Source organism: Synechococcus sp. OH30 (genome assembly GCF_047462175.1).
Lineage (GTDB): Bacteria > Cyanobacteriota > Cyanobacteriia > Thermostichales > Thermostichaceae > Thermostichus.
On record NZ_JANSIP010000001.1, the window covers coordinates 226,110 to 247,669 of the forward strand.

General features: G+C 60.9%; 18 protein-coding genes and 1 tRNA gene. 8 read left to right on the plus strand and 11 right to left on the minus strand.

The features are described 5' to 3' along the window. Positions 1–49: 49 nt before the first annotated feature. From NW830_RS01180 to NW830_RS01190, 3 genes are all read left to right on the plus strand, one after another. On the plus strand, positions 50–430 hold the full coding sequence (locus tag NW830_RS01180; protein WP_414360062.1) for a cupin domain-containing protein: 381 nt from the start codon (positions 50–52) through the stop codon (positions 428–430). A gap of 137 nt (positions 431–567) precedes the next feature. Beyond that, positions 568–2,505, plus strand: coding sequence for a cellulose biosynthesis cyclic di-GMP-binding regulatory protein BcsB (locus tag NW830_RS01185; protein WP_414359656.1), 1,938 nt, complete (start codon positions 568–570; stop codon positions 2,503–2,505). Positions 2,506–2,566: 61 nt separating this feature from the next. Next, entirely contained in the window at positions 2,567–4,861 is a 2,295-nt protein-coding gene (locus NW830_RS01190; protein WP_414359653.1) for a glycosyltransferase family 2 protein, read from the plus strand. A 68-nt stretch (positions 4,862–4,929) separates the two neighbouring features. On the opposite strand, the gene NW830_RS01195 is transcribed toward NW830_RS01190, so the two are convergent. The 3 genes from NW830_RS01195 to NW830_RS01205 all read right to left on the minus strand — a co-directional run bounded on the left by NW830_RS01195 (position 4,930) and on the right by NW830_RS01205 (position 8,358). Continuing rightward, a complete protein-coding gene (locus NW830_RS01195) occupies positions 4,930–5,106 on the minus strand; it encodes a hypothetical protein (protein WP_414404516.1) in 177 nt (58 codons plus the stop codon). Positions 5,107–5,508: 402 nt separating this feature from the next. Beyond that, on the minus strand, positions 5,509–7,236 hold the full coding sequence (locus NW830_RS01200) for an alkaline phosphatase D family protein (protein ID WP_414359648.1): 1,728 nt from the start codon (positions 7,234–7,236) through the stop codon (positions 5,509–5,511). Positions 7,237–7,404: 168 nt separating this feature from the next. Then, positions 7,405–8,358, minus strand: coding sequence for an RluA family pseudouridine synthase (locus tag NW830_RS01205; protein ID WP_414404517.1), 954 nt, complete (start codon positions 8,356–8,358; stop codon positions 7,405–7,407). Positions 8,359–8,661: 303 nt separating this feature from the next. Here NW830_RS01205 and ppsA point away from each other — a divergent pair, with 303 nt between their 5' ends. Both ppsA and NW830_RS01215 read left to right on the plus strand, forming a co-directional pair. After that, positions 8,662–11,112, plus strand: coding sequence for a phosphoenolpyruvate synthase (gene ppsA, locus NW830_RS01210; RefSeq protein WP_414359645.1), 2,451 nt, complete (start codon positions 8,662–8,664; stop codon positions 11,110–11,112). A gap of 69 nt (positions 11,113–11,181) precedes the next feature. Beyond that, positions 11,182–12,450: a dihydrolipoamide acetyltransferase family protein gene (locus NW830_RS01215; protein WP_414359643.1), complete on the plus strand. Its 1,269-nt coding sequence runs from the start codon at positions 11,182–11,184 to the stop codon at positions 12,448–12,450. Between the two features lie 4 nt (positions 12,451–12,454). On the opposite strand, the gene NW830_RS01220 is transcribed toward NW830_RS01215, so the two are convergent. After that, positions 12,455–12,814, minus strand: a complete 360-nt coding sequence (locus NW830_RS01220) for a rhodanese-like domain-containing protein (protein ID WP_414404518.1) — start codon at positions 12,812–12,814, stop codon at positions 12,455–12,457. A 167-nt stretch (positions 12,815–12,981) separates the two neighbouring features. On the opposite strand from NW830_RS01220, the gene NW830_RS01225 reads away from it, so the two are divergent. After that, positions 12,982–14,529: a right-handed parallel beta-helix repeat-containing protein gene (locus NW830_RS01225; RefSeq protein ID WP_414359640.1), complete on the plus strand. Its 1,548-nt coding sequence runs from the start codon at positions 12,982–12,984 to the stop codon at positions 14,527–14,529. A gap of 112 nt (positions 14,530–14,641) precedes the next feature. Here NW830_RS01225 and ndhI read toward each other — a convergent pair whose 3' ends face one another. The 4 genes from ndhI to NW830_RS01245 are packed head-to-tail and all read right to left on the minus strand — an operon-like array spanning position 14,642 to position 17,864. Further along, entirely contained in the window at positions 14,642–15,265 is a 624-nt protein-coding gene (gene ndhI, locus NW830_RS01230; RefSeq protein ID WP_414359637.1) for an NAD(P)H-quinone oxidoreductase subunit I, read from the minus strand. Positions 15,266–15,294: 29 nt separating this feature from the next. Then, complete coding sequence (gene nuoH / locus NW830_RS01235; RefSeq protein WP_414359635.1) at positions 15,295–16,416, minus strand: NADH-quinone oxidoreductase subunit NuoH; 1,122 nt, start codon at positions 16,414–16,416, stop codon at positions 15,295–15,297. Between the two features lie 29 nt (positions 16,417–16,445). Then, positions 16,446–16,649 carry a hypothetical protein gene (locus NW830_RS01240; protein WP_414359634.1) on the minus strand — a complete coding sequence of 68 codons (204 nt, stop codon included), beginning with the start codon at positions 16,647–16,649 and terminating at the stop codon, positions 16,446–16,448. Positions 16,650–16,679: 30 nt separating this feature from the next. Beyond that, a complete protein-coding gene (locus NW830_RS01245) occupies positions 16,680–17,864 on the minus strand; it encodes an NAD(P)H-quinone oxidoreductase subunit H (RefSeq protein WP_414360059.1) in 1,185 nt (394 codons plus the stop codon). Positions 17,865–18,016: 152 nt separating this feature from the next. Here NW830_RS01245 and NW830_RS01250 point away from each other — a divergent pair, with 152 nt between their 5' ends. After that, the gene (locus NW830_RS01250; RefSeq protein WP_414359633.1) at positions 18,017–18,322 is read left to right on the plus strand and encodes a DUF3288 family protein; all 306 of its coding nucleotides are present in this window, start codon (positions 18,017–18,019) and stop codon (positions 18,320–18,322) included. A gap of 67 nt (positions 18,323–18,389) precedes the next feature. Here the strand turns inward: NW830_RS01250 and NW830_RS01255 are convergent, their stop codons facing one another. Together NW830_RS01255 and NW830_RS01260 are read right to left on the minus strand one after the other, a co-directional pair. After that, positions 18,390–18,947 (minus strand): carboxymuconolactone decarboxylase family protein, encoded by a 558-nt coding sequence (locus NW830_RS01255; RefSeq protein ID WP_414359632.1) that lies wholly within the window; start codon positions 18,945–18,947, stop codon positions 18,390–18,392. A gap of 204 nt (positions 18,948–19,151) precedes the next feature. Beyond that, positions 19,152–19,403 carry a hypothetical protein gene (locus tag NW830_RS01260; protein WP_414359631.1) on the minus strand — a complete coding sequence of 84 codons (252 nt, stop codon included), beginning with the start codon at positions 19,401–19,403 and terminating at the stop codon, positions 19,152–19,154. A 186-nt stretch (positions 19,404–19,589) separates the two neighbouring features. Between NW830_RS01260 and NW830_RS01265 the strand changes: the two genes are divergently transcribed. Next, positions 19,590–19,669, plus strand: a tRNA-Leu gene (locus NW830_RS01265). 169 nt (positions 19,670–19,838) lie between these two features. On the opposite strand, the gene NW830_RS01270 is transcribed toward NW830_RS01265, so the two are convergent. Continuing rightward, on the minus strand, positions 19,839–21,521 hold the full coding sequence (locus tag NW830_RS01270) for an ArnT family glycosyltransferase (RefSeq protein ID WP_414359629.1): 1,683 nt from the start codon (positions 21,519–21,521) through the stop codon (positions 19,839–19,841). Positions 21,522–21,560 lie beyond the last annotated feature (39 nt).

Genomic DNA, 21,560 nt, shown 5'->3' on the forward strand with positions numbered 1-21,560 from the left:
CCCTGAAGTGGAACAAGGTGTGACCTCAATGCTACAGTCTGTGCGGGACATGAACGACGCAGCAATCCCGGCGCTGGAGCTTTTGCCCTCCCAGGCTCAGACCCGCCCCTGGGGAGCCTTCTGGATCTTGGATGAAGGCCCGATGTATAAAATCAAGCGCATCGAGGTCAAGCCCGGCCATCGCCTTAGCCTGCAGATGCACTACCACCGCAGCGAGCACTGGATCGTAGTTCGGGGCACGGCGCGCGTTACCCGGGGCGAGGAGGTGGTGCTGCTTAACTCCAACGAGTCCACCTACATTCCCCCCTGCACCAAGCACCGTCTGGAAAACCCCGGCACCATCCCCTTGGTGATTATCGAGGTGCAGAACGGGGAATACTTGGGGGAGGACGACATCGTGCGCTTTGAGGACGACTACGCCCGCGCCTAGGAGAGTTCCTGAGGAAGGGGGCTTTCTTGTGGCCAGTTCATCACTCTTGCGCCATATACTCCTAGAAGTTTGGCGACTGCCCCCGCCGCAGGTGTAGGCTTTTTCTGTCGTCGGAGCAGGGGCTAGGGATCCCGCAGATGGCTAGGGTAAGGCGAGGGTGGGGGCTGTTGGTGGCTGGCTTGCTCTGCTGCGTGCCAACAGAGGCAGTGCGGGCGGAGCCCCTTGCTTTCCAGAGGCTGGGCTATGAGCGTTCGGTGCTGCTGCAGGGATCCAACCCGCGCCTGGATGTCACCGTCCCTGCGCCCATCAACGGCATCGACCCGGAAGCCAGCTTTGTGCAGTTGCGCCTAGAACCTTCGCCGGTGCTCAAGCCCACCTCTACCGTGCGGGTGCTGATTAACGAGGAGCTGGCGGGGATCTTTCTGGTGCAAGATCTGCGCCAGGAGCCGGTGGTGCGGGTGCCGATCCCTGACCTGCCGCCGGGCGAGCGCTTTATCACGGTGTCGGTGCAGCCGTTTTTGAGCATTAGCGACGACATCTGTGCCGACCTCAACACTGGCAACCTGCTGCTGAGGGTAGGGCGGGACAGTTTTTTTGAGCTGGTGCCCCGCGTGCCCGATGCTACAGTGGCCGGCTTTCTGCACCTGATGTACCCCCAGCTCACGCTGGTGGTGCCCGCCAACCCCTCTCCTGAGGTGGCAGAAGCAGCGCTGGGCCTGTACAGCTTGCTGGCCCACCTCTTCCCTCAGACCCCTATCCTCTGGAGCAACCGTCCAGGGAAGGGGCCTCAAGTAATTCTGGAGCCGGCCAACTTTACCCCCCACCTGCAGCATCAGATTACCCCAGAGGGATCGCGGCTGCGGGTGGCCGCCCGCCGCGAGGCCATTCTTGCCCTCTATGAGGAGTGGAAGCGGGCGGGGCTAGTGAGCCGCGGCATCCGGGTGGCGGCGGTGGCGGACTGGGAGCGGGCTCTCAAGGCCAACCGCCTCAGCTTGCGGGAGTTGGGGATCGTGGATCCCCTGCTGCGGGGCTTTGGCAACCAGTCCTTGGTCTTTAACTTCAACCTGGCGCAGTTGGGGGGGCGCCCGCGGGATCTGGCGGCCCAACTGGATGTGATCATGAACCCGGTGGATGGTCGGGCCGGGGATCGCCTGACGGGCTATGTGTTCTTGAACGGCGTTCTGCTGCGCACCTACAACCTCACTGGTCGCAGCCAGCTCAACGAGACCGTGACCCTGCCCACCCGCCTGCTGCGCCGCTTCAACCAACTGGAGCTGCGCTTTGACTACGGGGCCAGTCCCGGCAATTGCCAGGGATCCCTGACGCCGCTGACGGTTCAGGTGCGCTCGGATAGCTCCGGCTTTCTCTGGAGCGGCTACCAAGCCCCCAACGGCGAGCTGCAGGAGATCCCGGCGGTGCTGCAGGGATCCGGACGGGTTTGGCTGGGGGATCCCCAATGGCTGCCGGCTGCCGCCTACCTGGTGGGGGCCTTGAGTCGGCTGGCCGCCCGACCGCTCCTGCCCACCCTTCAGTTTCTGCCCCAGGAAAAGACCAAACTGGAAACAGGCGACTTCGCCTGGCAGATCCTTGTCGCTGCCCCGGAGCAGGTGGAGCTCCCTCACAGCCCCATCCGGCTGGGATCCCAGTTCGAGATCCTCAACCCCTTGAACCAGCAGGTGGCCCTGGCCGCCCAACCCCAGGAAAACCTCGGCCTCTTGCAGTACTTTTTGCTCCAAGGCAGGCCCACCCTTTGGCTGTCCTGGTGGGGATCTGATCCGGCCTTGGCAGAACGCCTCAGCCGCGGCCTTGCCGATCCACGCACCCGCCTGGCCAACCAACTGCAGGGAAATGTGCTCACCGCCTACGCCGCCACTCCCGCCCTCACCCAGGTGCAGAGCTGGGATCTCACCCCCCAAGGCTACCGGGTGCGCTACCCAGGCCGCTTCAGTTGGCAGCTTTTGCTGTGGCAGTACCGCTATTGGCTGGTGCTGCTGCTGGCTATTCTATTGGCAGTAGGAGCCTGGAATGTCTATCGCCGCTTGGCCCGCCCCCCCGAGTCGCCCCTCCCTTCCTAGGGGGGGCTGGGCATGGGCTTGCGGTTGAGCCAGACTTGAGCCAAGCCGCGGGTTTTAGGCCATGCTCCAGTCCCTCAAGTCCTCGCTTTTGGCCGCAGGCTATCTCACCCGCCAGCAACTGGCGGCAGCGGAGGAGTACCGGGAAGAGGTGGGCTGCTCCTTGCCCAGGGCTTTTTGGAGCTTGCGGGTCATGCATCCCGGCAAGTTTGCCGAGCTGTGTCGCCAGATTTTGGATCGGCCCAAGCTGCGGGACTGGCTGCTCAAGCAGCCTCTAGATCTAGAGCTGCCTTGGCTAGTGGAACCCAGCGATCTCCTGCCAGTGCGCTTTTTGCCCTGTGGCTGGCTCAACCCGCAAACCGTTGTGGTGGCCACGGAAGAGCCCGGCTATCCCGGCGTCTGGCAGGCGGTGAAACGCCTTTGCCCAGAGGCCGAAAAGCTGTGGGAGATCCCGGCCACCGAAAAACAGATCTTGACAGTTATCCTCGAGCGCAAGCTGGCTGCTGAGCTGCTGGGCAGCCGTCTCACCCTGGAGCAGTGGCAGCAGGCTCTGGAGATCCGCCGCCGCACCGGATCCAGCCTGGGGCAGGTGCTGACCCGGCTGAGCTACCTCTCCACCCGCGAGTATCTCAGTATTCTGGCCCATTTGTTGGGCTACCCTTCCGTCTCGGAGCTAATGGGAACAGGGCTGCTCTACCGGGACGAGAGCCTGAGCCGCCAGTTCGATCCGGAATTGATGATGCGCCACCTCTTCTACCCCCTGAGCTGGAGCGACGAGAATACCCTCACCGTGATGGTCAACGACCCCCTGGACTGGGCGGTGGACGAGCTGCTCTACAGTTGGCGGCCAGGGCTGCGGATAGAAAAGGTGCTGGGCACCGAGCAAGATATCACCCAGCTCCTCAGCCAAGATCAGGGATCCCGCTTTAGCCAAGAGGCGGTGTACAAGCTGCTGACCCGTCTGCCGGAGGAATCGGCCTCGCGGGTGTTTACCCCCTCGCAAATTGCCGTCGGCTATGGCCTGCTGCTGCTGCTGCTGTGGGGCTTGGCCAGCGCCCCCTGGACAACCCTGACGATCTTGGTGCTTTTGATTAACCTCTTCTACGTTGCTTCGATTCTCTTCAAGTTCCTGCTTAGCCTCGTGGGATCCGCCGATCGCTTCCACCAGATTACCGACGAGGAAGTGGCCGCCCTCGATGACCACAGCTTGCCCATCTACACCATCCTGGTGCCGGTCTACAAAGAGCCGGAGGTGATGCCGATTCTCATCAACTCCCTCTCCAAGCTGGACTACCCCCACGAGCGCTTGGACGTGCTGATCCTATTGGAAGAAAACGACCAGGCCACCATCGAGGCCGCCCGCGCCGCCAAGCCACCCCGCTACGTGCGCCTACTGATTGTGCCGGATAGCAAGCCCAAGACCAAGCCCAAAGCCTGCAACTACGGCCTGGCCTTTGCCCGCGGCGAATACCTCACCATCTACGACGCCGAAGACATCCCCGACCCGGATCAACTGAAAAAAGCCATCATTGCCTTCAAAAAAGGGGATCCCAGCTTGGTCTGCGTTCAAGCGGCCCTCAACTATTTCAACCGCAACGAGAACTTTCTCACCCGCATGTTTACCCTGGAGTATTCCTATTGGTTTGATTACCTGCTGCCGGGCCTGGAAACCTTGAAAATGCCCATTCCCCTGGGGGGCACCAGCAACCACTTCCGCACCGACCGCCTGCGGGAATTGCAGGGATGGGATCCCTTTAACGTCACCGAAGATGCCGATCTGGGCATTCGCGCCAGCCAGCACGGCTACACAGTGGGGGTGATCAACTCCACCACCTACGAAGAGGCCAACTGCGCCCTCAAAAACTGGATCCGGCAGCGCTCCCGCTGGATCAAAGGCTATATGCAGACCTGGCTGGTGCACAACCGCAACCCGCTGCGCTCTTTGCGCAAGCTGGGCCTCAAGAACTGGCTGGCCTACCAATTTTTTATCGGCGGCAGCTTCTTCACCTTCCTCACCAGCCCCATCATGTGGCTGCTGTTTTTCTACTGGCTGCTCACCCGCGCCCATTGGCTGCAAAACATTTTTCCCAGTTGGCTAATTTACTTGGGCTTGTTTAACCTCTTGGTGGGCAATGCCATTGGGATCTACTTGAACTTGGTGGCCGTTTTTCGGCGGGGTTATTACGATCTGGCCTTCTATGCTCTTCTCAACCCCATTTACTGGCAACTGCACTCCATTGCAGCCTACATGGCCCTGTGGCAGCTTTTTACCAAGCCCTTCTACTGGGAAAAAACCATCCATGGCTTGAGCAAATTCACTCACGCCAAAGTGCAGGAAGCCAGCCACAAACCCGCCTAGGCAGCCCCCTTCATCCCTACAGCAGGCGGTTCTTCCAAGAGGGAGAGGGGCTAGGGGTGAGGGAAGCGCTAGAAGCCGTAGTCAGAATCGACGACGACAGCACAGCCGCGTGGGTGGCGGCAGCCGGCCATGATCACCTGGACGGCGAAGCTGCCCTCATAGGGAGCCTGGACGATGGGAAGATCGTCCAAGAGCGTATCTTCGGCTACCCACCGACCGTTGCGATCGTAAAGCACCAGATCCACGTCGTGGCAGTCGAGGTCGCACTGGGCCCAGATGTTCTCGCCTGGGTAGAAATAACCGTTAACCCAGGTCGATTGCCCGTTCAGTAGCCACAAGCTCCTTTGGGCCCACGCTTCACCACCACCCAGGATTGCAGCCGCCCCGATCATGCCCGCTGCCAGCCAACCCCGCAGAGCAACCATCGGATTTTCCTCCTTCCATGAAGTTTCCTTTGCCGCAACAAGGATCCCTGCCCGTGCCTACAGGCTAGCATTAAGGCTTTTGCTTGCCGGCTGATTGCGATCACAGCCGACATCTTCCTTACAAGCTGCAAAAAAGAGTTACAAAAAGGGATCCCAACTTGCGCAGGGATCCCTGAATTTCGATCAGAATGAGACTGAGAAAACCTGCCCAAAGCCCTTGACTCACTGGGGCAGCACCAGTTCTCCGCGGCGCCCCAGGGGATCGGTGAGGACACTGCCGGTGGGGCCCTTGACCTGAAGGGTGCAGCGGCTGCCGGAGACTTCGATGACGGTGTAGTTGGGCACCGCCAGCTCCAAAAAGCGCAGGTTGCCGGTTGTGACGCCAGGGATCCCGCTCACTTCTGGATTGGCAGGGTTCACAGGGGCGAGAAAGCCATTCACAATCCGGTAGTAGAGGCGGCTGGCGTTGGGGATCCCCAGTTGGCTGCCCAGCTCGTCGATGCTCAAGGCGGTCACGCTGCGCCCGGTGGGGCCAGTCCACACCTCCCAGATGGGGTTGCTGCTGCCGGGGTTGACCTGGCCGATGAAGCCGGCGTGGTTGTTGCCACTCAGGAACACCACGTTGCGGATGTTGTTGCGCTCAATAAAGTCGATCACCTCCTGCCGCTCCAGCCAGTAGCCCTCCCAAACATCGTTGGAGCGGAAATAGGTCACCGTGATGGGAAACTCGCTGACGATGAACTTGTAGGTGGCGGTGGAGCTGCGCAGGCCGTTGAACAGCCACTGCTTTTGGGGTTCTCCCAAAAGAATGCGCGGCGTGCGGCGCAGCAGGTTAAACAGCGCCTCTTCCGATCCCGGCGGGCCGAAGAAGAGGGTCTCCTGCTCGGGCGTGAGGCGGAGGCCGGCCAGTTCCAAAAAGCGCTGCCGGGTCAGGCCAGGGGGCAAAATGGGCAGGATGGGGGTCGCAGCAGCCAAGTCGCGGTACTGGCGCAGATCGAGGATAAAGACTTCGGCGTTGGCACCGTAGCGGAAGCTGCGAAACACCCGATCCCGGCTATCTACCCCCGGTACATCCGTCAAGTTGGGGGTGATGGGGTTGTACTCAAAAAAGGCCTGGTAGCCCAGCACCCTGAGATCTTCCACATCGCGGGTTTGCCCGGTGGTGTCGTTGAGCTGGACGGCGCGGCCGCCGCGGGCCTTCTGGCCGCTGTAGTTGTCAATCACCTCGTGGTCATCCCAGTTAACGACAAAGGAGGTGCGACCGAACAACTGCGCAAACTCCGGCCCGGCATACTGGGGATCCCGCTGATCCCGATAGAGGCTGCGGTAAAACTCCAGCGTCGGTACCGGATCCAGCCCCAGCCAGAAGCGATCCGCATAAACGGTGTCGCCGTTGAAGGCGATGAAATCAATATCGCCGCGGTTAACCTCTGCCAACAGGGCCGCCCCAATGGGGAAAGGAGGTTCGTTGGCGCAGCTAATGTGCAAGAAGCGGATGGGCCGCCCATCGCCTGGAGCCGGCAGGGTGCGGAACTGGCCCACAGGGCTGGTAAACCCGTCGCTAACAAAACGGTAGAAATAGCGCTGCGCCGGCCTCAGGCCCGTAACAACGGCGCGGGCAATGTAGTCGCCCGGCTCGGTGCGGTAGTTGCGACCGGCCACGCGGCGGGCAGTTAGCGCAACCTGCTGCAGAATGGGGTTGAACTCGGCATTTTCCGCCACCTGCAGCGTCACAGGCACCGTATCCACGCTGCTGGCCGGCACCACCCGCGTGGAAAGCACCGCCCCCTCGGAGGTGGGATCCCCGGCAAACACCCCCTGGGGAAATCCCGGCTCTCCCAGGGGCGGGATAGAGGAACTGGAGGTGCCCCCACAGGCGGCTAGGGCGGCTGCCCCACCGCCAAACATCAGCAACTGCAGGAAAAAGCGACGGGAACTCAGGGAACTCATAAGGCTAGCCTCCGCAACGCCAGCAGCCGCAACCATAGCCAATTGCCCCCAGTCAAGCATCTTTGGGCTTGAACTGAGGTTGTGGGCTGGTAAAAACTGGGTTAGCTTCTGTTTAAGAACGCTGACCTTCCTGTCCTAGCTTTTTGCAACCCTTGGCAGCTTGAATCCCTACCCAACCTGGCTGCGCAACTGCCGCAGCAGCCGCTCGAACTCTTCCGGCAGGGGGGCAGTAAACTGCAGCGGCTGGCCAGTGCGCGGGTGGACAAAGGAGAGCTTCCAGGCGTGGAGAGCTTGGCCGCTGAGTTTGACGGGGCTGGTTTTGCTCTGGGTATAGAGGGGATCCCCAACAATGGGCAGGCGCAGGTGGGCGGCATGCACCCGAATTTGATGGGTGCGGCCGGTCTCCAGTTCAAACTGCATCAGGGTGTAGTTGCCCAATCGCTCCAGCACCTGCCAGTGGGTTACCGCCGCTCGCCCTTGGCCGGGAGGCAAAACCGCCATCTTCTGCCGCTCCACCGGGTGGCGGCCAATGGGGGCAGAGATCGTGCCTTGGCTCTGGGCTGGCCGGCCAAACACCACCCCTAGGTAGATGCGCCGAGCCGTCTTGGCCTGGATCTGGGCCTGCAGATGCTGGTGGGCCTGATCGTGTTTGGCAATCACCAGGGCGCCGGTGGTGTCCTTGTCGAGGCGATGGACGATCCCTGGGCGCAGCTCGCCGTTGATCCCGGAAAGGCGAGGACAGTGGGCCAGCAATGCGTGCACCAGCGTGCCGCTGGCATGTCCAGGAGCAGGATGCACCACCAGACCGCGCGGCTTGTTGATGACCAGCAGATCCTCATCTTCGTAGAGGATGTCTAAGGGGATCCGCTCCGGCTCCAGAGTTGTAGGGGTGGCTGGCGGGATCCGCACCTCAATCTCATCCCCGGCTTGCAGGGGGCGATCCTTATCCAGGCAGGGCCGCCCATTGAGCCAAACCTGGCCCTGGCGAATGAGCTGCTGCAGGCGCGAGCGCGACAGATCCGGCAGTTGTTCTGCCAACCCGCGATCCAGCCGCAAGCCCTGCTGTTTTTCCGTCACTCTTACCTGGCGAATTGCTGCCGCCGGATCCCTGGGGCCTTCCATTTGCCCTGTTTCCGCAAACTGCTGCTTTGAAAACATTGTGGCAGAGCGGTTCTTTTGCATTAGGTAAAAAAGGGCGAAGATTTGTGGCAGCTTTTTCAGCCGGATCCTAGCGAGATTGCCTTTGTCTCCTCCCCATCTCAGCCGTCTCTAGGGGCGTTGTGCCGGGATTCTAGCCCCAGGAAAACCCTCAGTACACTAGTGGGGGTAGACTCCTTAAAGCCAGGCCAGATCCTGGCTGGAAAAGGTCTTTCTGCTACCCACAACTAATTCACGCTTGCTCTGATGGGCATAAGGAGACAAGGCATGTCGGATGGAGTAGCGCTGGGATCCTCTCACCACCAGCTTGGCTCAGAGCCACCCTTGGTTGTGCCCCTCACAGAGGTGGGGCTGCGGGACGTGGCCCAGGTGGGTGGGAAAAACGCCTCCTTGGGAGAGATGCTGCAGCAGTTGACCCCCAAAGGAATCCGCGTGCCCCTGGGGTTTGCCACCACTGCCCATGCCTATCGCCAGTTCATCGCTGCAGGCGGCCTCGAGGAGAAGCTGCGGGAGATCCTCAAAGACCTCGATATCGAGGATGTGCGGAACCTGCGCGAGCGGGGCAAAGCCGCCCGCACCTTGATTCTGCAGACGCCTTTCCCCCCAGAGTTGGAGCAGGCCATCAGCGAAGCCTACCAGAAGCTGTGCGAGCGCTACGGCCCCGATACCGATGTGGCGGTGCGCTCCAGCGCCACAGCAGAAGACCTACCGGATGCCAGCTTTGCCGGCCAGCAGGAGACCTACCTCAACGTGCACGGGATCCAGGCAGTGCTGAATGCCTGCCACCGCTGCTTTGCCAGCCTGTTTACCGACCGGGCCATCTCCTACCGCCAGATCAAGGGCTTTGACCACTTCCAGGTGGCCCTCTCGGTGGGGGTGCAGAAGATGGTGCGCTCCGACCTGGCCTGTTCGGGGGTGATGTTCTCCATCGACCCAGAAACGGGCTTTAAAGACGCGGTGTTGATCACCGCTGCCTATGGGCTGGGGGAAAACGTGGTGCAAGGCATCGTCAACCCCGACGAATACGTGGTCTTCAAACCTACCCTAAAGCAGGGGCTGCGCCCCATCCTCTCCCGGAAGCTGGGCAGCAAGGCCCTGAAGCTGGTCTACGACGAGGAGGGATCCCGTTCCACCAAAAACGTGCCCGTCCCCGAGGGCCTGCGCCGCCAATATGCCCTGCAGGACGACGAGATCCTAGAGCTGGCTCGCTGGGCCTGCCTCATCGAGGAGCACTACTCGGCGCTGCGGGGCCGCTTCACCCCCATGGACATTGAGTGGGCCAAAGACGGGATCACGGGCGAGCTGTTCATCGTCCAGGCCCGCCCCGAGACGGTGCAATCCCAAAAGGCCACCAACCGCCTCAAGACCTACCGCTTTACGCAGACGGAGGCGCGCCCCGACCCCCTGGTGCGGGGACGGGCGGTGGGGGAAGCCATCGGCCAGGGCACAGCTCGCGTCATTTTGGATGTGCGCCGCTCGGATCAGTTCCAGGCTGGCGAGGTGCTGGTGACGGAGAAAACCGATCCCGACTGGGAGCCAATCATGAAAAAGGCCAGCGCCATCGTCACCAACCAGGGGGGCAGAACCTGCCATGCGGCCATCATCGCCCGTGAGCTGGGGATCCCGGCCATTGTTGGCTGCGGCAACGCCACACAGGTGCTCCGCTCCGGCGATCCCATCACCGTCTCCTGCGCCGAAGGGGAGGAAGGGCGCGTCTATCCTGGTCTATTGCCCTATGAGGTGACGGAGATCCCGCTAGAGGAGCTGCCCCGCCCCCGCACCCAACTGATGATGAACGTGGGCAACCCGGAAAAAGCCTTTGGCCTGAGCGAGATCCCTTGCGACGGCGTGGGTCTGGCGCGGCTAGAGTTCATCATCGCCAACCACATCCAGGTGCACCCTCTGGCCTTAATCCACTACAACGAGGCGGTCAAGGAGGAGCCGCGCCTGGCGGAGCTCACCGCCCAGTATGCCGACAAGCCGGAGTACTTTGTAGACAAGCTGGCCCAGGGGGTGGCCACCATCGCCGCTGCCTTCTACCCCAAGCCGGTGATTGTGCGCCTGTCGGACTTCAAGAGCAACGAATACGCCCACCTGCTGGGCGGATCCCGCTATGAGCCCCACGAGGAAAACCCCATGATTGGCTGGCGGGGCGCCTCCCGCTACACGGATCCCCGCTACCGCGATGGCTTTGCGCTGGAGTGCCGGGCCATGAAACGGGTGCGGGACGAGATGGGCCTGACCAACGTCATCTTGATGATCCCCTTCTGCCGCACCCCCGAAGAGGGGCACAAGGTGCTGGAGGAGATGGCCCGCCACGGCCTGGTGCGAGGGGAAAATGGCCTGCAGGTGTACGTCATGTGCGAGCTGCCCAGCAACGTCATCCTGGCCGACGAGTTCTGCCAGATCTTCGACGGCTTCTCCATCGGCTCCAATGACCTCACCCAGCTCACCCTGGGGTTGGACCGCGACTCGGCCCTGGTGGCCCATCTCTTTGACGAGCGCCACGAGGCCGTCAAGCGGATGATCGCCCAGGTGATCCAGACGGTGAAAAGCCACGGGCGCAAGATCGGCATCTGTGGACAAGCCCCCAGCGACTACCCTGACTTTGCCCGCTTTCTGGTGCAGCAGGGGATCGACTCCATCAGCCTCAACCCCGATTCCCTGCTGAAAACCCTGTTGGTGGTGGCCGAGGCGGAAGCTGCCGGCGCCCACTAGGCCCAGGGGACTGCGCCGGGATCCCGTCTGCTGGGTTACAATCTTCTCTGCTGTGTTGCCACCCCCGCCATGATCCACGAACTCTCCATGCCGGCCCTCAGCTCCACCATGGAAACGGGCAAGATCGTTGCCTGGCTGAAGAACCCCGGCGACCGAGTGGAGAAAGGGGAAAACATCCTGGTGGTGGAGTCGGACAAAGCAGACATGGATGTGGAGTCCTTCCACAGCGGCATTCTGGCCAGCATCCTCATCCCAGCCGGGGAATCGGCGCCGGTGGGCGCCCCCATCGCCCTCATTGCTGAAACCGAAGCGGAGCTGGCCGAGGCCCAGGAGAGAGCCAAGGCCCTCTCTAAGGGTGCTGCGCCGGCGGCTACCCCTAGCGCGGCCTCTGTCCCCACCGTTCAACGGCCAACCCCTGCGCCTGCAGCAAGCCCCCCCTCCGCGCCCCCAAGTGGCTCCGACGGAGCCGGATCCCAGCGCATCCTGGCTTCCCCACGGGCGAAAAAATTGGCAGAAAGCCTGGGGGTTGACCTGCGCACGGTGCGCGGCTCCGGTCCTGGTGGGCGCATCGTAGCCGAAGATGTGGAGCGGGCCGCAGCTCAGGCTGCCTCCCCGCGGGTGGCAGCTCCCTCCTCGGTCACTCCTCCCCCCGTTTCTGCGCCCCTGGGAGAAGTGGTTCCCCTGAGCACCCTGCAGGCGGCGGTGGTGCGCAACATGAACGCCAGCTTGGGCGTGCCGGTGTTCCACGTCGGCTACACCATCACCACCGACAGCCTGGATCAGCTTTACCAACAGGTGAAGCCCAAGGGGGTAACGCTGACGGCCCTTTTGGTCAAGGCTGTGGCCCTCACTCTCGAAAAGCACCCCCTCCTCAACGCCAGCTACACCGAAAACGGGATCCACTACAAAGCCGACATCAACATCGCCGTGGCGGTGGCCATGGAAGATGGGGGCCTAATTACCCCTGTGCTCAGACAGGCCAACCGAGTTGACCTGTACGAACTCTCACGGCGTTGGAAGGATCTGGTGGAGCGGGCGCGGCGCAAGCAACTGCAGCCGGAGGAGTACACCAGCGGCACCTTTACCCTCTCCAACCTGGGCATGTTTGGGGTGGATCGCTTCGACGCCATCCTGCCCCCCAACCAAGGGGCCATCTTGGCCATTGGTGCTGCTCGCCCCACCGTGGTGGCCACGCCGGAAAGAGCCATCGCCATCCGCTCCCAGATGCAGGTTAACCTTACCTGTGACCACCGCGTCATCTACGGTGCCCACGCCGCAGCTTTCTTGCAAGATCTAGCGCAGTTGTTGGAGCAAAAGGTGGGATCCCTGACGCTGTAGAAGTTCAATAGGTGGGCAGGGTGGGATCCACCTCCAGGGCCCAGGCGTGGATGCCACCGCTAATGTTGTAGACCTGGGTAAAGCCGTTGGCCTGCAACCACTCGCTCACCTGGGCAGAGCGGATCCCATAGTGGCAGAGGACAAAGGTTGGGCAATGGGGATCCAGCTCCCTCAAGATTCGCTCGCTCCACTCTTTGTAACAGCTCAAGGGGTAGTGGCGAAAGCCAAGGGCGCTGAGGTTGACCAGCTCCAGCTCTGCCGGTTCCCGCACATCGATGAGTTGCAGGGGGCCGGCCTCCGGATCGCGCAGGCGGGCGGCCAGTTCTTGGGGTGTAATCGAGCGAACGAAAGAGGCCATGGCCATCTGTAACCCCATCTGGGCTTTCTTCTCAGGATATACCGGCTCAGCTTCTGCCCTGGGCTACTTGTAATTGGTGCAGGACGAGGATTAGATCCTAGGGGGTTATCAGGGCTCCAGGTGTCTGCCCTTCTGATAGGTTTGACTGATAGGAATTTGCCAAGGATTTTCCAATGATGAAGGGATCCCTTCCTAGAAACGGCTCCACCTGGCGAACCCGTTCCCTCTTGCTGCCTCTGTTGGCAGGGATCGCTTTCGGCTGTGGGGGAGGCGCGGGCAACTCTCCTCCTCTGCCGCCGCCGACTGGGGAGCCTGTCATTCTAAGGGTGGATCCGGCCAAGGGCCCCTTCACTAAGTTGGCCGATGCCGTGGCAGAGGCGCAGCGATTGCAAAGTGCTACAGCCGGCCTGGAGGTGCTGATTGAGATTTTGGGAGCGGGCAAGGAGAGACTGGAGAAGAACCTGGCCCTGGATGGAGGTGACGGCACCAATGGCGGGCGGATTCGGATTACCAGCTCTGCTGCCTACGAGATTCTGGCCGGGTTGTTCAACGTCATCGTAGCTAGCCAAACCAGCCTGCAAGGGGTGGAGGTGGTGTTGGAAGGCGGAAAGATTCAGGTAAACGATGGCACCTTTCAGCCAAGCAAGGTTACCCTCAATAGCCCCAGCTCCAACATCTTGGTCAACGGTAATGCCGCCGTTTTGGAGGGAGCTGTCAACCAATTGGCCCAGGTTTTTTGCCAGCAGTTTTCGGATCCCTGTGTGCAGATCTCGGGCAATGGTCGCGTCGCCAGCATCTCGGTCACTGTCAGCAAGACAGGAGGCGTAGGTGTTGGCACTGTGCCAGGGAGTAATCCGCTCCTGGAGAACAACGCAATCCTTCTGCAAGCTCTGGGGGCTTTGGGGGTTCGCTACAGTGACAACTCCGGCGGGGTTTTCCGCAACAACCAAATCGAGGGGGATCCACCTACGACTGCTGGGTTGGCGCTGCAGGCTCGCCAGACAGCTAGGGGCGCCACCACTGGGATCCAACTGGATGGAGCCGGATCAGTTCCGATCATTCAATCCAACCGGATTGTTGTGGGCAGGATAGCCGGCAGCGTCGGCATTCGCATCTTGCAAGGAACCCAAGCCCGCACCATTGCCGGAAATACGTTCCTAGCCCGGGGCGAGGGCGCGGGGGTAGCCATTCAGGTGGCCCCTGGCACGCCAGCGGCAGTAGCTACCGCTTACTTGGCTGGCAACGGCTTCCAGGGCAACTTTGCTGAAAGGATTGGCACAGGCTCCACGCCTACGCCGACGCCAAGGCCCACACCCACGCCGACACCCCTGCCAACGCCCACGCCAACACCCACAGTTCCCCCGGCACCGACACTGACACCTCCACCTACGCCCACGCCCACACCCACGCCTACGCCGACACCAACTCCAAGTCCTGCAGGCCTGCAGGTCACCATTCCGGGGCTGCCTGCCGGCGCGATAGTCACCATCCGCCTGGCCGACGGCACGGTCATCGCCACCTCCACCTCAGTGGCAGGCAACGTGGCCACCTTCCCTGAGCCCTTCACCATCCCCTTCGGTGGCCAGATCCGGATAACGCCCGCCATCCCCTCGCCGCAGCCAATCACGGTGGGCGGGACGACTCTGAACGCCTTTGACAACACCACCAACCCTGGCAGCACTACCTACTTCAACTTCGGTCCAGCTATCTCAGTAAACTAGCCTGGACAGGGCCTCTGGCCTGCTGGCGCAATGGCTGCCGTTTAGGGTGAAGATGAGTAGCGGTCAGGTATTTTCTTGTTCACAGAGACTGGTTATGACTTGACTGCTCCTGCTAGGCGGGCTGTTCTGTAGCAGCTTTTGCTTCTTTTTCCTTAGCTGCTTTCATCTCCGCCAGAATCTCCTCCGGTCGCTTGCCAGCCCGCTGGGATCCGGCAGGCAGCTCATGGGGATCGATCACCCCCTTGGGCAAGTAGGCAAACTCCCGCAGCGGCGTCACCATCGGATCTTCCGTGACCTTGGAAGGCAGACGGCCCAGCGCCACCTGGTGGTAGTTCAGTTCGTGGCGGTCGTAGGTGGCTAGCTCATAATCTTCGGTAACCGAGAGGCAATTGGTGGGGCAAAACTCGACGCAATTGGCACAGAAAATACACACTCCAAAATCAATGCTGTAGCTATAGAGTTCTTTTTTCTTCAGCTCGGTGTTGTAGACCCAGTCCACCACCGGCAGGTCGATGGGGCAAACCCGAACACAGATCTCGCAGGCAATGCACTTATCGAACTCGAAATGAATGCGTCCCCGAAAGCGCTCGGAGGGGATCAATTTCTCAAAGGGGTACTGAACAGTTACGGGCCGGCGGTTCATGTGGTCGAAAACCACCCCCATCCCCTGGCCGATGTACTTGGCTGCTTTGAAAGCGTCGCTTACGTATTCGCCAACTCGCTTTAGAAAAGTCATAGTCGCTTTCCTCTCTCTTGTACTCTCATTCAACCCCCGAAAAAGGCGGGGAAGGCAAGTTTCAAGGCTGCCGTCAACAGCAAGTTCACAAACGAGACAGGCAGCAGAAATTTCCACCCCAAGTCCAACAGTTGGTCAATGCGCACCCGCGGCACTGTCCAGCGCAGGAGGATGGCCAAGAACACAAAGATAAAAGCCTTGACCATCGTCATGAGAATCCCTAAGACCGCCGCGCCAATCTGCAAAAAGGGGTTGTCCAACGGGATCCCAAGCCAGGCGGCAATCGTCTCCACCGGCACCACAAACGACCAGCCACCCAGGTACAACACCGCCGCCATCAGGGAAGCCAGCAGCAAGTTGGCGTAGGAGCCTAGGTAAAACAGGGCAAACTTGATGCCGGAGTACTCGGTGTGGTAGCCAGCCACCAGCTCTTCCTCTGCCTCCGGCAAGTCGAACGGGATCCGCTCCGTTTCTGCCAGGGCCGCGATCAAGAAAATGACAAAGCCAATCGGCTGCCGCCAGACATTCCAACTGAGGATCCCCAGCCCGCTTTGCTGCTCCACAATCCCCACGGTGTCTAGGCCGTTGCTCATCAGCACCACTGCCAGCACCGACAGGGCCAGGGGCAGCTCGTAGCTAATTGACTGAGCTGCCGCCCGCAGCCCCCCCAGCAGAGAGTACTTGTTGTTGGAGCCGTAGCCGGACATCAACAAGCCGATGGGCTGCACGCTGGAGGTGGCGATTAGGAAAAAGACGCCAATGGCAATGTTGGAGATCAACAGGTTCTGGCCAAAGGGAACCACCAGGTAGCACAAAAAGACCGGTAAGAAAACCAGGATCGGCCCCAGGGTGAACAAAACCGGGTCAGCCAGGCTGGGCAGCACATCCTCCTTCGTCAGCAGCTTGATGCCATCAGCAATCGGGATCAGTACCCCCTGGGGGCCGGCCATGTTGGGGCCAATTCGCTGTTGGGCTGCCGCCGAGATTTTGCGCTCCAACCACGTCATGACCATCACCCCCAGGGTGGCAGCGATGACCATGAGTAACATGGGCAGAGGTATCCACAGAGCGTGGGCAGCGCCTGGACTCAGCCCCAAGTTTTGCAAGGCGGTCTCAAAGCTGCGCTGTAAGTCAATACCAGTAGTGGTCATGGAGTGAAGTAGCTTCCTAAGATCCCTGACTAGGTCTTATTGTTGAGATCCGACTGGGGAGGACGGTAGCGGCGGCGTAGCTCCTGCTCAATGATGGCCTGGAGGCGGGCATCGGAGAGCTGCTCAGCACGGCGACGCCTTTCTTCTTGGTACTTGGCCCACTGCTTGGGGCCGATAATTGCAGCAATAGTTACAACGATCAGAAGCGGCAGAACCAGGATCGCCCAGGCCATCGCCTTTGTCCTCGCTTTCCTAGCAGTATTTTAGCGATCCACCTCCCCCATGATGATGTCGATGCTGCCCAAAATAGCAATCATATCGGCCACCTTCATGCCCCGAACCAGCTGAGGCAAAACTTGCAAGTTAACAAAGCCAGGCGGACGAATTTTCCAGCGCCAAGGACAGACGCTGTCGTCGCCAACAATGTAAATGCCCAGTTCCCCTTTGGCGCTCTCCACTCGCACGTAGGCTTCCCCTTTAGGGATCTTGAAGTTGGCCGAGGGCTTTTTGCTAATGAACTGATAGTCCAGTTGGTTCCACTCTGACTTCGGCCCCTCCAGCATGCGCTTGGCCTCCAGATTTTCAAAGGGACCGCCGGGCAGGGCCTTCACTGCCTGCTGGACAATTTTGCAGGACTCGCGCATCTCCTTCATGCGCACTCGGTAGCGGGCTAGGCAGTCTCCTTCGGGGTAAACCGCCACCTCCCAGTCGAAGTCGTCGTAGCACTCGTAGTGATCTACCTTGCGCAGATCCCAGTTGACGCCGCAGGCGCGCAGCATCGGCCCCGAGAGGCCCCAGTTGATGGCGTCCTGCTTGGAGATAACGCCCACCCCTTCCAGGCGGCGGCGGAAGATGGGGTTGTCGGTGACCAGACGCTCGTACTCATCCACTTTGGGCAGGAAGTACTCGCAAAAATCGAGGCACTTTTCCGTCCAGCCGTAGGGCAAATCCACCGCTACGCCCCCAACGCGGAAGTAGTTGTTGTTGATGAGGCGCATGCCGGTGACGGCTTCAAAGAGGTCCAAGATCCACTCCCGATCCCGCATGGCGTAGAGGAAGGGGGTTTGGGCACCCAAGTCTGCCAAGAAGGGGCCAAACCAGAGTAGGTGGTTGATAATGCGGGTCAGCTCTAGCATAATCACCCGCAGGTAGCTGGCCCGCTTGGGCACGCTGATCCCGGCCAGCTTCTCGACGGCGTTGACAGTAATGGCCTCGTTAAACATGCCGGCCCCATAGTCCCAGCGGGAGACGTAGGGCAGATATTGCACCACGGTGCGGTTTTCGGCAATTTTTTCCATGCCGCGGTGCAGGTAGCCAATCACGGGCTCGCAGTCGACGATGTTTTCGCCATCAAGGGTAACCAGCAAGCGCAAGACCCCGTGCATAGAGGGGTGGTGGGGCCCAAAGTTGAGCAGCATTCGATCGGTACGGGTCTCGATCATGGGCATGGGCATGGCCGCCACCTCCGCAGCTCAGGTTTATACTCTGCAACACTTGCAGTATAGCGGCTTTCCTACTTTTTCTCGGTGGCTGTAGACATCAAGGATCCCAATCCTCGCCATTGAGCTTGGCTAGAGTAGGGAAAAAAGGAGGAAGGGCGATGACCGGTTCCCCTGCCGATGGCTTCTCTCGAGGCGAGCAGCAACATCCGCAATACCATACCGATCGAGCTCTCCTCAATGAGCTGATGGCCAACCCTCCCTCCGACTGGGCCCTGGCGGAAGTAGCCCGTCTGCGCATCCGTTACTGCGGCTTCCCCGGTGCCTGGGATCTGCAGCGGGATTTGGATCAGATCCTGGAACAGTGGGGCCTAAGTGAAGAAGAGTTATTTGCCCGCACCCGCCAGATCCACGCTCGCGGCCAGGTGTATGGCCACAGCTTCAGCACACGGGATGACTGGGCTTAGGGCAGGGTTGGGAGCCTTGCTTGCCTTTCTCCCAGCAAGATGGGGGGTTCCGGCCACTGGCTGTTGGCTAGGAAGCACGAAGTTGCTCGGCAAAGATGGGATCCAAGGGCACATCCAAAGCAGCGATGACCTTGGTCCAGAAGTTCATAAAGCCAATCCAGGCCGAGAGCTCCACCAGATCCTCGTCCGACCAAATGGCTTTGAGACGGGCAAAGAAGCTGTCGGTTACCACCATACTAGGCACAGTCATCCGCTCGGCGTACTCAATGGCCAGCTTTTCCGCCTCGGTGTAAAGGGTGCTGGTGCGGGCCTGGGCTACCGCTGCAATTTTGGCCGGCGAGACGCCGTACTTTTGGGCCTGCAGGGTGTGGTAGGGCAGGCAGTAGTGACGGCAGCCGTTGATCTGGGCAATGCGGATGCTAACCAGTTCTTTCAGCTCCGCGGGCAGGTTGGGGTTTTCCGTCTGCAGCGCCCCGTAAAGGTTCATCACTGCCCGCATCAGTTGCGGCTTATGGGCCATCACCTGTAGCGGGTTGAGGGCAGTGCCGTAGGTTTTCTCCAGGCTTTCGTAAACCTTCTGCAGTTGCTTATCGGCTTTTTCTGGGGGAACAGGAGGGATCCGCATGGAGGATCTATCTAAAATTGCAGCATTCTCGACTTTAGCGCGTTTGGGGAATCTGCCCAAGCCTTCACTTCGCTGCTCTGGCTGCTTTCTTGGGGATCCCTCCTCCCACTGAGGAGTGAGCTTCGAGCCTTCTGACAACTTTGGGTGCGGGCTTTCCCGGCCCCACCGTCAAGCCAGACGGCAGCCCTGTTTGCAAGCCCCAACTCAATTCCCCAAGGACTGCTCGAGGGCCTCCACCTGCTGCTGCGTGGCCGTGGCCCCTTGGTTGAGGGTTTGCTGGAGCTGTTCCCGCGACTGGTAGATCTGCAGTGGCCCTCCCTGAGGGATCCCTTGCTGGGCGGCCTCGGGGCTGGCCTGTTCCGGCCTCGGCTCCGAGCTCAGCGGATTGCGGTAGAGGCGGTTGACCAGCAGAAAGCCCACCAGCACCACGGCAGCAGCCACCAAAAGTCGGATCATGGGGGATCCCTTGCAAATCGCTAGTTCTAGACCTAGAATGCCCCAAAAGAGTGCCGAGTATCGGGCAGATTGCGGGGGCTTGGCCGGAGTCAGACTAACCAACATCGGCGGGGATCCCCTATCGGACAGCTTGGGGCAGCAAAGTTGACGGGGCTCTGTCCCTTCAGTACGATAATGGATCCAGCTGGGCGAGTGGCGGAACTGGTAGACGCACCGCACTCAAAATGCGGCGGGAAACCGTGTCGGTTCGAATCCGACCTTGCCCATAGCAAAGCGTCTCTGGCTTCGGCCCTTGGGAAGCGGCTGCCCTCGCCACGAGGGGGAAGGAAGAAAAGTTGACGGGATCCTTCTCTAGGTTGCCTGGGCTGTTTCGGTTAAACGCCAGCCCAGCAGCTTGTGATTTCGCTAGGGAGAGGGGGAAAGCTTGCCGCTGGCTTAACTCGAACGGCGCACCAGTTGCCAGCCCTCCACCTCAGCCAAAGGCTGTAGCCCCAGCTCCTGGAGCGATAGCTGCTGAGCTTGGACAGGGGAGACCCAGAGGTAATCCCCATGTTCCCCTGCCCGTAGGGCCTGGTTATCCACCCATCGCCCGGGGTTAGGGGTGTAGAAGGCGAGGGCCTGGGCCTGACAAACATCCGCCAGGCCGCTGCGGCCAATGTCTACCACGGGAAAATCGGGGTCGGCAGAGCCCAGCATCTGTTTCCAGTCCATCTGAGCGAAGGCGGGATTGAAATTGCCAAAGTCAGGCCGCAGAACAATGCTGACCATGGTGAGGAGGCTGGCAACCAGGAGCGTACCCACCCAGAGTTCACCAGCATAGTGCAGCACCCGCCGCCAGCTCCAGATTGCCGGCAAGAGCAGATACAACAGACCAATGGCCACCAACGACCAGGCGTGGGGTTGGAGCAGCTCCAGTCCCTCGACGTCCCACCTGACGGCCACTCCCAAACCCAAAAGCAGGGTCCCCACCGCCGCCAGCCCCCAGGAGAGCACCTGGGCCAGGTGGGGCCTGTCTCGCAAAGAACCTCGTCCCGCTGTTGCCACCGAGCCGGTGCGGAGCGGAAACGGCAGAGCTTGATCCAGGGCCACTCCTGCCAGGAGAGCCAGCCAGGGATAGAGCTGTACCGTGTAGTAGGGCGTTTTGGTAGGGTAGAGCTGCAAGAGCAAAAACAGCAGCAGGGGGAAAGACCAAACCAGCAGGGTGGATCCCGGCTTTTGCTGCAGCAGCAGCCAGCCTCCTACCAAGGCCAAAACCGTCCAAGGGAAGCCGTGGATCGGGAGGTGCCAAAAGTAGTACCAGCCGGTGGCATCGGCATGGAAGGGTTCTCGCCCCAGATCCCATACCTTCCCCACCAAGGCAGCTAGCACCTTTGCGCCATACACCCCCATAGCCGGCACCAGCCAGAGGCCAAAGATCCCCAAGCCTAGCAACATCCCCAGCCAAAAGGAGCTGGATCCCAGCCAGTGCCGCCGCTGCTGCCACAGGTAGGGGATCAAAGCAACCGCCGGCAGCAGGATCATGGCACTCTTCATCAAGAGGCCCAGCCCAAAGGCTACCCCCACCAACCAAAACCAGCGCCGGTGGCCGCGGCTGCCGTTGACTAGGGCCAGGATCCCCAAGAGCTCTAGGCAGGTTAGGGGCACGTCCTGCCCCACCAGCCGTCCCTGCTGCACCCAGAGGTAGCAGAGGGGTAAAACCGCCATGCCCAGCAGGGCTGCCCGGGTTGGCAAAAAGGCCCGCCCAATCCAGCCAATGAGGGGAATAGAAAGCAGAGCCGCTAGGATCCCGGGCAGCCGCGCCGCCCACTCGTTTACGCCGTAGAGGGCAAAGCTGAGGGCCACACTCCAGGTAAGCAGGGGAGGTTTTTCAAAAAAGGGCTCCCCCAGAAAAGTTGGCCCCAGCCAGTTGCCTCCCCGCAGCAGCTCGCGGGCCATCTGGGCATAAAAGCTCTCGTCACAGCCAGCCAAGCTGGGATCCGCCCCCGAAAGCACAAACAGGGGCACCGCCAGGCCCGTGATCAACAGGCTCAGGCCCCAAAAGGACAGCAGGTTTGGGTCGCGGCGAAACTGGACAAAAGAAGCACTGCTTAGACGGTTGGGGTTGCCGGAAGGACGCATGAGACAAGCCCTCTGAAACAGCAGCCAGTGGCGGCTCTA

What these genes read in the sequence shown, in the direction of transcription:
- NW830_RS01200 (WP_414359648.1), bottom strand. Translation starts at nt 7,236, where the DNA reads ATGAGTTCCCTGAGTTCCCGTCGCTTTTTCCTGCAGTTGCTGATGTTT.
- ndhI (WP_414359637.1), bottom strand. Translation starts at nt 15,265, where the DNA reads ATGACTTTTCTAAAGCGAGTTGGCGAATACGTAAGCGACGCTTTCAAA.
- NW830_RS01260 (WP_414359631.1), bottom strand. Translation starts at nt 19,403, where the DNA reads ATGATCCGACTTTTGGTGGCTGCTGCCGTGGTGCTGGTGGGCTTTCTG.
- NW830_RS01220 (WP_414404518.1), bottom strand. Translation starts at nt 12,814, where the DNA reads ATGGCCATGGCCTCTTTCGTTCGCTCGATTACACCCCAAGAACTGGCC.
- NW830_RS01190 (WP_414359653.1), top strand. Translation starts at nt 2,567, where the DNA reads ATGCTCCAGTCCCTCAAGTCCTCGCTTTTGGCCGCAGGCTATCTCACC.
- NW830_RS01180 (WP_414360062.1), top strand. Translation starts at nt 50, where the DNA reads ATGAACGACGCAGCAATCCCGGCGCTGGAGCTTTTGCCCTCCCAGGCT.
- NW830_RS01225 (WP_414359640.1), top strand. Translation starts at nt 12,982, where the DNA reads ATGATGAAGGGATCCCTTCCTAGAAACGGCTCCACCTGGCGAACCCGT.
- NW830_RS01185 (WP_414359656.1), top strand. Translation starts at nt 568, where the DNA reads ATGGCTAGGGTAAGGCGAGGGTGGGGGCTGTTGGTGGCTGGCTTGCTC.
- NW830_RS01245 (WP_414360059.1), bottom strand. Translation starts at nt 17,864, where the DNA reads ATGCCCATGATCGAGACCCGTACCGATCGAATGCTGCTCAACTTTGGG.
- NW830_RS01250 (WP_414359633.1), top strand. Translation starts at nt 18,017, where the DNA reads ATGACCGGTTCCCCTGCCGATGGCTTCTCTCGAGGCGAGCAGCAACAT.
- ppsA (WP_414359645.1), top strand. Translation starts at nt 8,662, where the DNA reads ATGTCGGATGGAGTAGCGCTGGGATCCTCTCACCACCAGCTTGGCTCA.
- NW830_RS01240 (WP_414359634.1), bottom strand. Translation starts at nt 16,649, where the DNA reads ATGGCCTGGGCGATCCTGGTTCTGCCGCTTCTGATCGTTGTAACTATT.
- nuoH (WP_414359635.1), bottom strand. Translation starts at nt 16,416, where the DNA reads ATGACCACTACTGGTATTGACTTACAGCGCAGCTTTGAGACCGCCTTG.
- NW830_RS01215 (WP_414359643.1), top strand. Translation starts at nt 11,182, where the DNA reads ATGATCCACGAACTCTCCATGCCGGCCCTCAGCTCCACCATGGAAACG.
- NW830_RS01255 (WP_414359632.1), bottom strand. Translation starts at nt 18,947, where the DNA reads ATGCGGATCCCTCCTGTTCCCCCAGAAAAAGCCGATAAGCAACTGCAG.
- NW830_RS01270 (WP_414359629.1), bottom strand. Translation starts at nt 21,521, where the DNA reads ATGCGTCCTTCCGGCAACCCCAACCGTCTAAGCAGTGCTTCTTTTGTC.
- NW830_RS01205 (WP_414404517.1), bottom strand. Translation starts at nt 8,358, where the DNA reads ATGGAAGGCCCCAGGGATCCGGCGGCAGCAATTCGCCAGGTAAGAGTG.